Raw genomic sequence first — 15,849 nt, forward strand, 5'->3', positions numbered from 1 at the left:
CTAAAAGAGATGGTGCATTACAAGTTAATTAATATTTTGGTCAGCAGTGGAGCGATCGCCTGTACCCTAGGTTTAACCACAAGTGTATGGGCGCAGATTATCCCTGACAATAGTTTAGGCACTGAACGCTCAATTGTGACTCCGAATGTGCAACACCAAGGTAATGCGATTGAACGCATTGATGGCGGGGCGATTCGGGGTAGTAATTTATTTCACAGCTTCCAAGACTTCAACGTTGGTAATCAGCAACGAGTCTATTTTGCCAATCCCGCTAGAATTGAGAATATTCTGGGACGAGTGACGGGAAATCAAGCATCGAAGATTTTCGGGACTTTGGGAGTATTAGGTAGTGCTAACTTATACTTGATTAATCCTAACGGGATTGTCTTCGGTAAAGATGCGCGGTTGGATATCTCCGGTTCTTTTTTCGCCAGCACCAGTCACAGCTTGTTATTCGAGAATGGAGAAAAATTTAGTACGCAAAACCCAAAAGCGCCTTCCCTGCTGACTATAAACCAGCTTCCGGGTTTGGATAGCTGGTTAACGCCTGAAAGTGCGATCGCCGTTCGCGAAGCGTCTCGCAGAGAAGGCGTTGGCAAAGCCATTGCTAACTCTGGTAACTTGTCTGTAGGGCAAGACTTGACTTTAGTTGGTAAAAATCTTGACTTACAAGGACAGTTGCAAGCAGGTAATAATTTAACTCTGCAAGCTAGCGATACTGTCAAAGTCCGCGATAGTGTTAATCACCCTTTCATCGCTTCGGCTGGACAACAACTCTTAGTCCAAGGTAATAAAATAGACATATTTGCTTTAAATAATCCTAGCAGTGGCTTCTTTGCTAGTAACAATATGCTATTGCGTTCCGCCAATTCTATTGGTGGAAATGCACAATTTTTCAGTGGTGGTAATTTTCGCCTCGAACAAATGAATGGTCAGGGGGGAGATTTAGCCAGCACTGATGACCCGATTATTCGGGCGAGTGGCGATGTGAGTTTTAATAGTTATACAGGGGCTTCAATCCACATTATTGCAGGTGGTAGTGTCACAATTGATAGTTTAAATATTACCAGTCCCGATACTACTAATTTTATTAATGAAACAGTCACGCTGGCTGATGGTGTAACGCAAGTTCCGATTAATGGTAGTGTAAAACCTACTGTTGATATTAGAGCCGGAACAACCGCCTTCAACCCAACAGGAATTACAGGAAATCCTGCGATTTTTTCTCCTACTCCCAGCACAGATGGTAATCCTAGCAATGCAAATATCAACATCAATCAAATTTTTAATCAGGGAGGATTGATTTTCTTAACCAATCAGTATCAACCGAATCCTATTTTATCCGGTGATATTAATATTAAATTGCTGTTGGGGACATTTACGGCTGACACTGGTGGTGATATTGTCATTGACTCCAAAGGAAAAATTATCACCCCCCAATTTATTGCTGCTTCTCAAATCGAGACTTCTAATTCTGTGTTTACCAACCCCGGTGGAAATATCACATTGTTAGCTAAAGGTGATATTTTCATGCCATCGGGAACTAAAATTTTTTCCTACGGGTCAGTCGGGGGAAATATTACCTTAAAGAGTCAATCAGCGATTATTCAAGAATCAGCAACTCTGGGAAATTCATTTATTGAAACTGCTGCTTTTGGTGCAGGTAAAGGTGGTGATATTACACTCAATGCACCGTTGATTTCTCTGAGTAATTTTGTGCAAAGTAATTTGCGTACAGGTGCAACAGGCCCTGGTGGGAAGCTGATAATTACGGCTAATTCTTTAGAAGCAAACCAAGCGGAATTATCAAACATTACTCGTGGTGGTAATGCTGGTAATGTCATCGTTAATGCTGAGACAATTTCTTTAAATAACTCTCGGTTAGCAAGTCAAACCATAAGTGCAAATGGGGGTAATGCAGGTGATGTGGAGATTAATACCAAAACCTTTGTCGCCACAAACGGGGGTCAGGTATTTTCCCAAACCCAAGGTGTAGGCAATGCTGGTAATATTACAGTGAATGCGGCGGATGCGATCGCCCTCACCGGCACCTTGAATGGGGTTTTTAGTGGTTTTAGTCGCATTGTCTCTGGTTTTGATCAAGGCAATGGCGGTATTATTAAAATTAAAACTGGCTCCCTATCTCTGCAACAAGGAGCGCAAATTAAAGCTAGCACGCAAGGAGTTGGCAATGCAGGCAGAATAGAAGTGGAAGCTGCAAAATCCATTGTCATCGATGGAGCAATTTTATTCTCGAACTCCAATCTTGCTCAAGCAGTGGTAATTCCTAGCGGGATTATTAGCGAAGTCTTACCCGGTTCTAGGGGAGAAGGTAATATTATTGACATTAAAACTGGTCAACTTTCTGTCAAAAATGGGGCTGTTATCAGTGCTAGTACTGGCTCATCAGGAAGTGCTGGTAATATTTATATCAATGCTAGTGAATCAGTAGCCTTCGATGGTAATCCAGGGGAACGGTTTAAGCCTAGTGGTGCTTATGTGGGAACCGTACAGGGTGGAACCGGAAAAGCCGGAACCCTGCAAATTACTACACCATCTTTATCTGTCACCAATGGCGCAAAGTTAGAAGCATTAACTGAAAGTGCAGGTACTGAAACTGGTGGGAATATTGAGATTCAAGCAAACAAATTAACCCTTGATAATCAAGCCCTAATTTCTGCCGAGACAGCCAGGACTGATGGCGGTAATATTACTTTGAAGTTACCAGATTTTTTGTTGTTACGCCGTGGTAGTCGCATTTCCACAACAGCGGGGACTGCTAGAGCAGGTGGAAATGGCGGTAACATTAAAATAGACACGAATTTTATCGTTACCGTACCCGCAGAAGATAATGATATTAAAGCCGACGCTTTCTCCGGTCGTGGCGGTAATGTCGATATTACAGCCACAGGTATTTTTGGGACTGGGTTTCAACAGCAGCCTATCCCTAGGAGGAGTGATATTACAGCTAGTTCTGAGAAAGGCGTTGCGGGAACTGTATCAATTAATAATCCAGAAATTGATCCTAGTTCCTTGTTAGTAGCGTTAGCAGATCAACCCACTGATCCAAGCGATCGCATAATTGCTAGTTGTGCTGCGACTGAGGGTAATTCCTTTACCATCACAGGAAGAGGCGGCTTACCAGCAGATCCCACTGCAACTGGTCGCGGTCAAACTTTTTTGTCTGATATGCGAGATTTTACAACTACACATAGCCCCAATCAAGTCAATAATTCTTTGCCAAAAATTAGACAATTAATTGTTGCCGCCACAGGTTGGATCATTAATCCACAAGGAGAAGTAGAATTAGTGGCATCTGTACCTCAAGAAATATTAAATAAATATCCTGACTGTAGCAATTTATCAAAGTTGAAAAACAATCCAAATAGCTTGGCTAATCCCTAGAAAAACCCCAATCTAGTGGACAGTCGCTACAATCATTAAACTTTCTCAAGAACTGCTATATGATATTACGCTGATAATCAGGTATTACAGTATACTAATAGTACAGAACCAGGTTCATCAGGGTCGCCTATTTTCGATGATGATTTTCAGGTAGATGGGATTCACCATAGCGGCAAAATGTTAGGCAAGTAAGGTATTGATGTAATGCAGGAACAAGTGCGATCGCATTACACAAGGTTGCAGAGGTAATTTAGATGGCAGAAATTAGTGGGGAAATAATTCAAGAATTATCGCGTGTGTTGCAACCATTTATGTGGGATAAACAACAACGTCAGGCTTATCTTATTATAGCTTTAGGGACTAATGCAAATGTATTGAATCGTTTGGTATGGGATACACCTGTTGATGTTTTTATTCCCCACATGGTAAAGGAATTGGTAGCATTTGGAGAAATTACCCCTGGTAAGCCTGCACTTTGTAGTTTATTGGAAGTCATAGGTGAAAATGTAGGCCTAGATAGTCTACCAAAAATTGAGAATTTGCTGCGACAGATTAGAGAAGAACTGAGAAACAAACAAAATCAAGTCCCCAAAATTTACATAAATAGCAAATTAATCCAAAAGATATTAACCTTACTTAGACCATTGATGGAAAATGAAAGCCAGCGTCGGGCGTATTTATTCAGGGCATTGGGGACTAATACACCTGTGCAGTATCGGCTAGCTTTTAATATACCTACGAATGATTTTATTGCTAATTTGGTGAATGAATTAGTTGCTTATGGTGAAACATCTTCTGGTAAACCAGCGCTTTGTGCATTATTGGAAGTGATTCGTGAGGATGTGGGTGCTGATATCCAGGAACAGATTGATAATTTACTGCAAGAAATTAATACTAGTCAGGTTGAGAATATAGAATCAGAACAAATATTAACACATGTATTTAAGACAGGAATATTGTTAGACGACTGGCATCAACTAGAAACAGAATTAAATAATTGGTTGGCTCAAGTTGCATCTTCAATAGAAATTAAAAATATCCAGACTGAGTATAATTATACTGGGGCAACAATTTATGTCAATTTTGTAGAGCCTAAAATCAAGTATAATCTAAATCTACACTTGAGAGCCAGGGTATTTCACGGTTTAAACGATGCAATAGTCTACAAAGAAATTTATAAATTTTCAGAAACTCAAATCAAAACTTGGACTTCAAATGTTACGTCTTTATTAATTGATTTGGGGGTTTTTGCTGTAGTAATTTTCCAACCAATTCAACAAGATTTTGGCAAATCAAAAAAACGAGTAGATAGTATAAATAGTCTCTACAAAAATATTAATACCCTCAGTGGACATTCAGATTCTGTTGTATCCGTTGCTATTAGTCCAGAGGGAAAAATACTTGCTAGTGGCAGTCGCGATCGCACAATCAAATTATGGAACTTGACTACCGGAGAATTGCTAACTACTTTAACAGGACACTCCAGCCCAGTTCTCAGTGTTGACTTTAGTCCAGATGGACAAACTCTAGCAAGTGCCAGCGACAGGGAATTTCAGGATGGAAATATCAAGTTGTGGGATGTACGTACAGGTAGAGTTCGACAAACTTTAGGCAGTTCTTTGGTTGCTTTGCGAACTAGTTGTGTCGCCTTTAGCCCAGACGGACAAACCCTCGCCACAGCACATTTTGACGCGGCTATTAGACTTTGGCATATCAGTAATGGAAAAGAGATACGTACCTTAAGGGGGCATGGATGGGATGTCAATTATGTTACATTTAGTCGTGATGGACGGTTTTTAGTCAGTGGTGGAGTTGATGGTGCAATCATAATTTGGAATTGGCGCAATGGGCAGAGAATAGGTACGCTAAATCGCCCTGCTGATTTTTTTAGTTCGATAGTATCTTGGTTAGACCGTTCGGTAGGATCAATTCGGTCAGTTGCTATTAGTCCTGATGGAGAAATTATTGCTAGTGGAGGTAGTAGTGTCGGTGATAATGGTGTTTTTAATCCACCAATAAAACTATGGAACGCAAGCACTGGAAATGAACTGCGTATTCTTACTGGACACAGAGATTCTGTGAATGCGATCGCATTTAATCCAGACGGAAAAATCCTTGCCAGTGGAGGTGAAGATAATACAATCAGGATTTGGAATTATCAAACAGCAGAACTAATACAGACTCTTGAACCTCAAAGTCTGGTAAATTCTCTTGCTTTCAGTCCTCATGGCAAAATTTTAGTTAGTGGTACTGATGATTTCCAAATTAGGATTTGGGAGCTATCTTCTTAACTTACAGCATATTGCAACTTGGTGAGATACAGATTATCGTCGATCCTAGGGAACGGCCGTTCTCTACCTGTGTACTTCATTTTATTTTGTAGTGCGGGCATCTTGCCCGCTTGGACAATAAAGTAGGGAGCAAGATGCTCCCACTACTGTCTTTTTTTCAAAATTGGGATGCTCCCGTTAATTTTTCGTTACTCGTCACTCTTCTTGTGGGTGAGATTTGTCGGATTCAGATTCATTTACCTAAAAAACGCTGTTTAAATTATATGAAGAAAAAAGCCCTAATAAAACTAGCGAAAATTTTAAATTTTCGGCGATCATCAGCAAAAAAAATCCGCGTATTAGGGTTTTTATTAATTAGCCTAATATTTACTATAATATTAGTTAATCCAGGTATTTATGCGGTTGCCAAACAATCAAAACCTATAACAGAATCTCAGCCGATAACTCAACAGTTATCTAATAATTCAGATTTACTGCAACCAGGCAAAAATTACTATCAAAATGGACAATATCAAGCAGCAGCTAAAACTTGGGAAAACGCTCTAAAATTTTATCAAGATAACAAAGAAGTAATCAAGCAAATTCAAGTGCTTAATTATTTAGCATTGGTATATAAAACTTTAGGAAATATCCAACAAAGTTACATTACAGTTACCGAAAGTATTAATTTAATAAAACAGTTTAAAGAACCAGATACAAAGATTAGTTTGCTATTAGCACAGGCATTAAATACCCAAGGCTCAATCCAAATAATCCAAGGAAAAACAGAAATTGCTATAGCTACTTGGAAGCAAGCCGCAGGAATTTACGAGCGCACGGGAGATAAAACTGGCAAACTCATCAGTCAAATTAATCAAGCACAGGGTTTGCAAATATTAGGACAATATCGACGGGCAAAAACTTTGTTAGAAGAACTGGTAGCAGAACTACAAAATCAACCTGATAGCTTGCTCAAAGCCCAAGGACTAAGAAGTTTAGGGGTAGCGCTGCAAACTACTGGCGATTTTCAGCAATCCCAAACAGTACTAGAGAAAAGTTTGGCAATTAGTAAACAATTTAACTCTCCAGCTGATGTGAGTGCAGTTGTGTTCAGTCTTGGTAATGTCGCTAAAAATTTAAATCAATATGATATTGCTTTGCTCGACTACCAAGAAGCAATTAATTTATCTCCAGAACCACAGATTAAATTAGAAGCCCAATTAAATAAATTGAGCTTGTTAGTCAAACTGCAAAGATGGGAAGCTACACAGGCGCTAATTCCAGAAATTGACACTAACCTCGCCTTACTTTCTGCCAGTCGTCCTGCTATTTATGCCAAGATAAATTTTGCAGAAAGTCTCATGGTCAAAGCGAGTAAGACGGTAGATGTAAATTCCAATGCTGTCAAAATAGCCCAATTGTTAGCAAAAACTATCCAACAAGCTAGAGAAATCCAAGATCCTACAGCCGAGGCTTATTCTCTGCAACAACTAGGTAAACTCTACCAACAAAACGGCCAGTTCGCAGAGGCCAAAGAACTGACAAAACAAGCACAAAGAATAGCTCAAGAAATGAATGCGGCTGATTTGGTGGCTCGGACTGCGTCACAGGCAGGTAAAATTGCCAAAGCACAAGGAGATAATGAGAGTGCGATCGCCGCTTATGAAATTGCATTTAATAATTTACAATCCCTGCGCAGTGATTTAATTGCGATTAATCCCGATGTTCAATTTGATTTTAAAGAAAGTATTGAACCCATCTATCGAGATTATGTCAGCTTATTGTTACAACCTGGTGATAATCAAAGCAACCTCAAACAAGCGCGTCAGGTAATCGAAGCTTTACAACTAGCTGAATTGGATAATTATTTTCAAGACGCTTGTGTAGATACCCATCCTGTATCTATAGATCAAATCGATGTGCAAGCAGCTGTCATCTATCCAATTATTCTCAGCGATCGCCTGGAAGTCATCCTTTCTATTCCCAATCAACCCCTACATCACTACAGCACACAACTGCCAAAAACACAAGTAGAAACTACCCTAAAACGCCTTTACTCTTATGTGTCCCGTGGTTATATTCGCCAAGAGAGTTTTCGGCTGTCGCAAACAGTTTATCAATGGCTGATTGCACCTGCGTCAGCTAGGCTCAACAGTAGTAAAATGAAGACCTTAGTATTTGTGCTAGATGGTTTTTTGCGTAACTTGCCAATGGCAGCGCTTCACGATGGGCAACATTATTTGTTAGAAAAATATAGTGTTGCTCTGAGTCCAGGTTTACAGTTATTTCCCCAAGGATTGGAACGAAAAAAACTCGGTGTATTAGCAGCTGGACTAGCGGAAGCACGCCAAGGCTTCAGTTCCCTACCTGCTGTTAAAGGAGAAATTCAACAAGTAACAACGAAAATTCAAGCAAAAGTATTGCTCAATCAACAATTTACTCGCGATAGCTTGAAAAAAGCCCTGGAAAGTCAACCATTTCCCATAGTCCACCTGGCGACTCACGGTCAATTTAGTTCTAATCCAAAGGAAACTTTTTTGCTGACTTGGAGCGATCGCATTTCTATTTTAGATTTTGATCGTTTATTCCAAAAAAGAAGGCTGGGAATCCTAGAACCAATTGAATTATTAGTCATGAGTGCTTGTCAGACAGCCTCAGGTGATAATCGCGCTACTTTAGGGTTAGCTGGGTTTGCTTTGCGTTCGGGAGCTAAGAGTACGATCGCTAGTCTGTGGTCAGTAAATGACGAATCAACGTCCAACTTAATGAAAGAATTTTATCAGCTGTTGAATAACCCTAAACTCAGCAAAGCTGAGGCATTACGACAAGCGCAACTCAAAATTATGGCAGATCCCTTATACAAACATCCCTATTTTTGGGCTGCGTTTGTTCTCGTAGGTAATTGGTTATAAGTAAGCTAAGACTGAAAACCTTACTGGGCAAAGATTATAGCTAAAAGACTCCATAAAGTTTGTATAAAAAATGGTAAACTTATATGAAGAATACATGAAGTTTTCAGGTTGGCATACCTAAAATAAGGACTTATATCGTGCAGGCTATCTGATAGCAACGACTTTAGTCAATTTCGATGACATCCGGCTTGATTTTTTACATGAATAAATTCAGGGGTATCTGACCAATCATTGGGGCTGATTTTTCTCCTTCCGCCCTGGAGGGGCTTGAAATCGGCAGATGCGTCCGATCTCAAGCCACTTCTGTTGTGTCTTTTGAGATTTGTTATGTTCCTGAATAATTCGTTTTTTCGACGTTTCCTACCTTTTTGTCTCGGCAGTTTTCTTGTCATCATATTTAGTCAACCAGCTTTCTCCCAAGACATCACCATTTCTGTGAACTGGAGCCAGCAGCTGACTAATCCAATTACCGAAAAGCCCTTAGTGTCAACTCCTTTGCACTTCGGACTCAACTCTTATCAGGGAAACATACCAGGAATAGCGGGAGCAGGCGGTAATGCTAATTATCGTAATGGTCTGAATGCAATGCGACCTGGTCTGGTCAGGTACCATTACGCAGGACAAATGAAAGATTCCACCACAGATAAGCGTGGGTGGGTGAAGAACCCAAACACACCCAACTTTTCCTGGGATGTGGAAAAGATAACTGCGGCCATGAATGGAGCCTACCCTCATGATCCCACAATTATGATGAACCTCGCGAACTTCCCTGCTTACTTAACCGATGGTAGTGGAGTTCTCAAACAGTCTGAATACGTGAGATACGGACAGTTTTGTGCAGAGTTGGTGAGAATCTTAAATCTCAAGCTGCAAAAAAAGATTAAATATTGGGAGATTACCAATGAGCTTGATTCCAAACCCTTCTATCGAAATAACATGGCAGAAGTAGGGAAGATATTTGCGATCGCAGCTCGAGAAATGCGCAAAGTCGATCCGACAATCAAAATAGGAGGCCCAGCCTTTGCCCAATCTTATAACCCAGCGAGAATTGATGCTTTTGTATCGACCGCATTCCCTGAGTTAGATTTTATCTCCTATCACACCTATTCCACTGGCTCTAAGAGCGATAACACCTCCAAGCTGTGGAACTCTGCCCAACAAAGTATAGGAGGCGCAACCAAATATATGCGCACCAGTGTCAAGAAGTTTACTTCCCGACCAGTGGAATATTTCCATAATGAGTACAACATCAGTTGGTCTCCTCCCGATCAGCGCATGACTAACTATGTCAGTGCTATATTTGATGCTCTGGCTGTACGTTCGATTCTTTATGCTGGCGCAACAGGCGCTACAGCGTGGAACGAAGCTGATGGGTGGTATGGTAAGCTTGGTGCTTCTCCGTCGTTTAACAGACGCCCTGCATCGTGGGTTTTTGAGTATTTGAATCAAGGATTTTCGGGTAAAGTACTTGACTCAATAAGTTCTAACAGCTCTGCTTTAGTACCTTTAGCAATTTTGGGCGAAGCAGGTGGTAAGAAGTCCTTATCCTTGATGTTAGTCAACAGATCTCTTGAAAATGTTTCCGCACGTCTCAAGATGGTTGCACCCCAAAGTTGGGCGTTACCCGGAGCCTCCAATCAGAAAATACAACTTTACCAAGTCAACCAAAATGGTACCAGCTCTGTACCGAGTTCAACCTTGGCATCCACAATTATTCGCGGACAGGCATTTTCCGTCGAACCTAATAGTATTTTGTTCCTCACAGTCAAGCCTGATTAATTAACAGGTCGGTGTTGACGGTTGACGGTTAACAGTTAACCGTCAGCAGTCAACAGTTAACGGAGTACCAATTTATTTACTAACTGCAAGTTCTTCGTTTCTTAGTAGATTAAATACACTGTAGTTTTTGATTAATTCAGAATAAACATTTAGCGTTTCTTCATGAACCCGCGTCACACTGAAGCGGTCGATATTGTCTTTGGCTTGAGATTGCAACTTTTGTAATTGTTGTGGATCGCTAAGTAAATGTGCTAAAGCCTTAGCCAAAGTTTGACTATCTTTTGGTGGTATTAAAAGTCCGGCTTGTCCCCCATCCAAAGTCTCTGGAATTCCATCGACATCGCTAGCAATAATTGCACACCCTGCTTCTCTCGCCTCTGTCAGCACTAGTCCGAAGGATTCGCAGTGGGAAGCAAGAACAAAAATATCACTTGAGAGCATATAGCGCTGTGGTTCTGGTTGGAAGCCTTCAAAATGAATGCGCTCGCTAAAAGGCGTACTTTGCACCATTTTCTCAAACATGGCGCGATCGGGGCCATTTCCGACTAAATATAAATGTGCTTGGGGAAAGTCTGTAGCAATTTTGACGAATGCTTCTATTAACTCCACAATTCCTTTACGGGTATACATCCCGGCTACTGTAGTAATTGCTGGACGACATAAAGGTAATGGTTGGTAATCTTTAATACTAGGATTTCGAGGGCTATTTAATGTCCCGTTGGCTACTACTCGTAATTTACTCTGAGGTATACCACGCCGTACCATTGAATCGGCGACAGCATTACTCACAGCAATAACTCGATCTGCTAATCCCATCAATACCGCGCTACGCTGGAATTCATTGTGTACGGTAGAAACTAAACTATACTCACCGCTGTTTCTGAGAATTCCTGCTAGCACAACTCCTGTCATCATATGTGCATGGACAATATCTGGTTGAAATTCTTGGATAATATCTCGATAACGCCAAGCAGCTTTGATCATATTTAATGGTGTTCTCGACTGATCGAGATGAAAGTGTTGAACGCCATTTTGTGTAAGTAATGCTTCGTATTCTCCCCCATCAGATGCTACAGCAACATAATGACCATTTTGTGCTTGTAAACAAGCTACATCTACTGCTACATTAACAATTCCATTGCCAATTTGTTGGACGTGATTGGTGATATGTAGTATCCGCATTTAAATTTTCTCCACAATTTGAAAATAGGGACTAGGAGTTAGGGGTTAGGGGCTAGGGAGACAAATGACAAATTACTAGCTATTAGGACTCAGATTTAAAAAATATTTCATGCTTACTCAAAAATCTCTGAATAAAGCCAGGGTGTAGGCTATAAATTTGAGAAGAATAGGCAGAAATTGCGCGGTTTTTTTTATCTTGAACTGAGGCAATAGAAATATAGTAAGCTGCGGCTATATCCGGCAATTTGAGCAGAATAAATAGTGGCGCTCTCCAAAATAACCAAATAGGATATTGTAGCAGATCGAGTTTCATCTCTGTTTGAGCGATCGCATCCCTCACTAATTCATAGGTAGCTTCATGATCTCGATGACAATCTTTACGATGAGGTACGTATACTTCCCCAGGCTGGTAACGTTTTAATAGTTCAGTAATCTGTTTAATTGTTTGTTGTCTTTCTTCATCCTTTAAATATGGTAATGTGCCATCTGGTTTTTCTAAAAAATAAATTTCTGATGGTTTGACTCCGAGAATTTCTAATGCATTTACTGCTTCTTGCTTGCGAATTTGGATGATTTGATTTTGAGTATGGTTGGAATTACCTGAACCCTGTCCATCAGTAAGAAAAGTTACTATTACTGGGATACCATGCTCTCTTTTCCAAGCAATCATTCCACCACAACCAAAGGTTTCATCATCTTGGTGAGGCGAAAACACCATGACTGATTTATGACTTAATTTAAGTGGCTGACTTCCATTCTGCACAATCCATCGAAATAGTAAGCTAGAGTGCAGATTTTGTATCTGCTCCAGCCAGCTATGGGGAATAAATTTTTGTAATTGCTGTAAATACATTTTTAAATTCATAATTACTCACTTTAATGGCGCTCCAAAAACTGAGATATTTACAGAAATTACGCAATCAAAATTTGTCATTACGGCCATAAAGTAGTGTAGAGAAGCAATCCCATAATTTCAGGCGATTAGGTCGCTACCCTCCGGATTCTGCTTCGCAGTACGCTTGTAATGATATAATTACGTGATTTTTGCGTAAGTCCTAATTTAGTTACAATATACAGTGAAAACTGAGTTTTGCTTCAGAGGTTACTGATTTTTGTGACTTTTTTAATATTGCTGTTATAAAATCATAATTTACTCAGCGATGCTTGTCATTAAATATATTTATTTTTTGTGTAAATTTCTCCGGTACATAACAATTAGATAATGAATTTTTCGTAAATTTAATAATAATAAAAATGCGCAGTATGAATTGATGATCATTTTAATAATGAACAATAATGCAATATTATTTGTGTTCAAAAGGCTAGTAATTAATTTATAAATTTATATTTAATTTATGGAGAGTATCAGATCCCCGACTTCTTTAAGAAGTCGGGGATCTAATTTTTAGCGTTGCGATCGCGATTTTGAAGTAGAAAATTAGATTACCCCATCAATTGATAGATAATCACTTTTCCTTTCCAATTTTCTTCAACAAACACTAAGTACTCACCATTTGCGCGCCGAAAAGCGCGGATACCGTAGGGGATATCAATCCAACCGCTTTCTAGAGCAACTTCTGGGCCGGGTTTGAACTGTTGTACTTGCACTCCGGTTGCGGCGTTGTAAACATGTACTTCTGCGTTTTTAAATGTGACAGCAAATACATAGTCTCCGGCTACACTCATGGCGGCGGTGGAGACTTCGCGCTTACCTGTGATGTCGTGAGGAACTACGATGCGCCAACGAGGTATGAGATTTTTTTGACTCCAATTATCAAAACGGACAATCTCCGATCCAACAACGCCAGTATCGTCACCTTTGGCTGGGTGATCGACGGTAAAGCCTGACAAATACATGGTGTCGGTTTCGGGGAAATACTCGATCCGCCGCAAATCGGTAAACATGCTGGGAGTGTTTTGCTTTTTCATAGAACTATAGCCATAGATGGGGTTACCATGAGCGTCTAGTCCTTGTAAGGGATAATGGCGGATACCGATACCATCTTGAGTGCGCAAGGTTTTCCAGACATCTCCTTTATTGTCTACCCACCAACCGCCTAAGTAGGGATAATCTTCGTTCTTGTCGTACTCACCTTCATCAAACGCACCATTACCGTTGCGATCGCGCCAAATCCACTCGCCTTTTTCTGGTTCATATGGCGGCCAGTTACCAGGGATTGATGGTTTACCGTCAGGATTAGTATTTACAAACATTCCCGATGGGATAGCAATTTTGCTATTATTAGCTGCATCGAAACGATAAATTTGCAGAAAGCTGCTATACATATCTGTCAGGAACAAAAAAGGCTTACCTTGAATGCGGCGGACAAAGGTAGCATCTGGGGATGTATGCAGTCTTGGATCTTGAGGATATTTAAAAGGATTAAGAGTGTAATTCTTAAAAGTCCATTGCTTCCCCGGCGGCTGACTGTAGTCCATAACAAAGTGTTCTTGCTTGGTGAAGAGATCAACGCCATCACTTTGGGGATCAGCATCAGCATTATCGACAAATATCAATCCGAATAATTGCCAAAGTTGTTTTCCTGATGGTGAAAACTTTCTTAAGTCTGTTCCCGATCTATTGAAACCATTATTATTTACATAAATATTCCCTGCTGCATCTGTACCTACTCCTGTAATTCCGTAAAGTTTCAAATCTTGGACTTCTCCAGGATTACCCGCATAAATACCGCCTTTTGTGCCGAAAGTTCCCACCTGCACTGGCTTACCTGTAACGTTGTAAATCAATATTTGCTGGCGTGGGCTATTTTCTGCGATCAAAAGTCTCCCTTGCGGATCAATTGCGATCGCAGTTGGTTCGACAACTTGGGTAATCTGTTGGGGTAGTTGCTTACCAGTGTGGGAATAATACACAATCTTCGCAGGATTACTACCTTTTTTATTTTGAATAATCCATAGATTACCTTGGGAATCAATAGAGATCGCACCAGGTCTAGTAACGCTAAAGCTGCGTAATTCCTTCATCGTTTCGGTACTATAAACGCGAATCAGGTTAGCAGCCGAATCACTTACATATAGTTCTTTTTTAACAGTTGCTAATCCAGTAACTTCACCTTTGGTACTAACAATTAGCATACTTTTATCCCAGCCACGACCATCAGCAAAAGGCGCAGGTTTTCCAGATAAGTCATAGCGTCTCACGCAGTACCAATTTGTTTTATCTGGCGGATAATCTTTCTCGGTATTACCAATGCTTCCTTGATTTATGGCTAAGTAAAGATATTTGCTATTTACTGTCACGGCTGTACCACCAGTACGACTCCATCCGTGAGTGTCATCAGCCATACCAATAATTTTGCCATCTTTATATATTCCGGCTTCTCTACCTGCTTCATCCCAAACACTATTGGTATATACTGTGCCATTGGGAGCAACATACATGCCTTCTATATGGTTTTGTACCCAATATTTTCCACCACCAAAACTATTACCTATCCAAGATGTTTTGTAAGTGTTTGTAGGCATTCCATTGACAGTGTAGCGTGTTGTGATGCCGACATAAGCAATAATTACTCCCACTGTTAGACAAAGTAAAAATGTGAAAATTTTTCTTTGTTGAAATCTGCCAGGTCGAAATATTTTTTTGATATATTGGTCAAATTTATGGCAGATTCTGCTGATTTTTGGCATTAATCTCAAGTTCATATAATCTCCAAATTTATATGGCTAAGAAAAAAAAATGTATTTTTATTATGAGTTAGCAATCGATGCACAAGTATTAGTTAATACCTGGTGATTGCCAATAGGTATTAGCTAATTAATCAAATCAAAATTAATTGTCAAAGCCCTGATATTTTTGACTGTTAGCTATGGAATCTTAGCTATTGTGGCGTGATATGTTGATTTTGCGCTCGCTTACTTAAGATTGTCTAGCCCTTAATAATAAATTATTGAATCATAATGACTAATCTTGCATTTAACAAGATATATACATCAATAACAAAGTCTTGATATTAAAAATAACTAGTTCACGAAAACTTTATAAAAAACACACGCATTTTTAAATTTATCTTTCCGAGCGATCGTTCTTTTTTTATTAATGTAATAATAATCACTTTTTTATTTATAAAAACAGTAAATCTGAATACAGAATAGTTAGCTCTTAATCTGACATTCTACGCCTAATGTTGAGACTTTAAATCCCAATAATTCAGTGTCTGCTTATGAAACAAGTATAACATTCATCATTCTCAGAGTTATGAAGTTAAGAAAAACACAAGTTTAAATTTACTAGTTGACATTCAGATTTAAATAGTTTAGAACTGAGAATTCTGGGGAAA

Annotated in this window: 7 protein-coding genes; 4 read left to right on the plus strand and 3 right to left on the minus strand. The window is 39.8% G+C overall.

Going from position 1 to position 15,849, the window contains the following annotated elements; translation table 11 throughout:
- The first annotated feature begins 9 nt into the window (after nt 1-9).
- The 4 genes from AACU32_RS16435 to AACU32_RS16450 all read left to right on the plus strand — a co-directional run bounded on the left by AACU32_RS16435 (nt 10) and on the right by AACU32_RS16450 (nt 10,366).
- Nucleotides 10-3,405: a two-partner secretion domain-containing protein gene (locus AACU32_RS16435; protein WP_096601216.1), complete on the plus strand. Its 3,396-nt coding sequence runs from the start codon at nt 10-12 to the stop codon at nt 3,403-3,405.
- A 254-nt stretch (nt 3,406-3,659) separates the two neighbouring features.
- Complete coding sequence (locus AACU32_RS16440) at nt 3,660-5,696, plus strand: WD40 repeat domain-containing protein (RefSeq protein WP_096601218.1); 2,037 nt, start codon at nt 3,660-3,662, stop codon at nt 5,694-5,696.
- 263 nt (nt 5,697-5,959) lie between these two features.
- Nucleotides 5,960-8,587, plus strand: coding sequence for a CHAT domain-containing protein (locus AACU32_RS16445; protein ID WP_096608041.1), 2,628 nt, complete (start codon nt 5,960-5,962; stop codon nt 8,585-8,587).
- A gap of 327 nt (nt 8,588-8,914) precedes the next feature.
- Nucleotides 8,915-10,366: a GH39 family glycosyl hydrolase gene (locus AACU32_RS16450; RefSeq protein ID WP_339377972.1), complete on the plus strand. Its 1,452-nt coding sequence runs from the start codon at nt 8,915-8,917 to the stop codon at nt 10,364-10,366.
- A 72-nt stretch (nt 10,367-10,438) separates the two neighbouring features.
- On the opposite strand, the gene AACU32_RS16455 is transcribed toward AACU32_RS16450, so the two are convergent.
- The 3 genes from AACU32_RS16455 to AACU32_RS16465 form a co-directional block, all read right to left on the minus strand.
- Nucleotides 10,439-11,548 carry a glycosyltransferase family 4 protein gene (locus AACU32_RS16455; RefSeq protein WP_096601224.1) on the minus strand — a complete coding sequence of 370 codons (1,110 nt, stop codon included), beginning with the start codon at nt 11,546-11,548 and terminating at the stop codon, nt 10,439-10,441.
- Nucleotides 11,549-11,630: 82 nt separating this feature from the next.
- Complete coding sequence (locus AACU32_RS16460) at nt 11,631-12,413, minus strand: PIG-L deacetylase family protein (protein ID WP_096601226.1); 783 nt, start codon at nt 12,411-12,413, stop codon at nt 11,631-11,633.
- 578 nt (nt 12,414-12,991) lie between these two features.
- Entirely contained in the window at nt 12,992-15,214 is a 2,223-nt protein-coding gene (locus tag AACU32_RS16465; RefSeq protein ID WP_096601228.1) for an SMP-30/gluconolactonase/LRE family protein, read from the minus strand.
- Nucleotides 15,215-15,849: the final 635 nt, after the last annotated feature.

It is taken from the genome of Calothrix sp. NIES-2100, from assembly GCF_963875285.1.
Taxonomy (GTDB): Bacteria; Cyanobacteriota; Cyanobacteriia; order Cyanobacteriales; family Nostocaceae; genus Aulosira.

Excerpts from the sequence above, each read along its gene's own strand:
- AACU32_RS16445 (WP_096608041.1), top strand. The coding sequence starts at position 5,960 with ATGAAGAAAAAAGCCCTAATAAAACTAGCGAAAATTTTAAATTTTCGG.
- AACU32_RS16440 (WP_096601218.1), top strand. The coding sequence starts at position 3,660 with ATGGCAGAAATTAGTGGGGAAATAATTCAAGAATTATCGCGTGTGTTG.
- AACU32_RS16450 (WP_339377972.1), top strand. The coding sequence starts at position 8,915 with ATGTTCCTGAATAATTCGTTTTTTCGACGTTTCCTACCTTTTTGTCTC.
- AACU32_RS16435 (WP_096601216.1), top strand. The coding sequence starts at position 10 with ATGGTGCATTACAAGTTAATTAATATTTTGGTCAGCAGTGGAGCGATC.
- AACU32_RS16465 (WP_096601228.1), bottom strand. The coding sequence starts at position 15,214 with ATGAACTTGAGATTAATGCCAAAAATCAGCAGAATCTGCCATAAATTT.
- AACU32_RS16455 (WP_096601224.1), bottom strand. The coding sequence starts at position 11,548 with ATGCGGATACTACATATCACCAATCACGTCCAACAAATTGGCAATGGA.
- AACU32_RS16460 (WP_096601226.1), bottom strand. The coding sequence starts at position 12,413 with ATGAATTTAAAAATGTATTTACAGCAATTACAAAAATTTATTCCCCAT.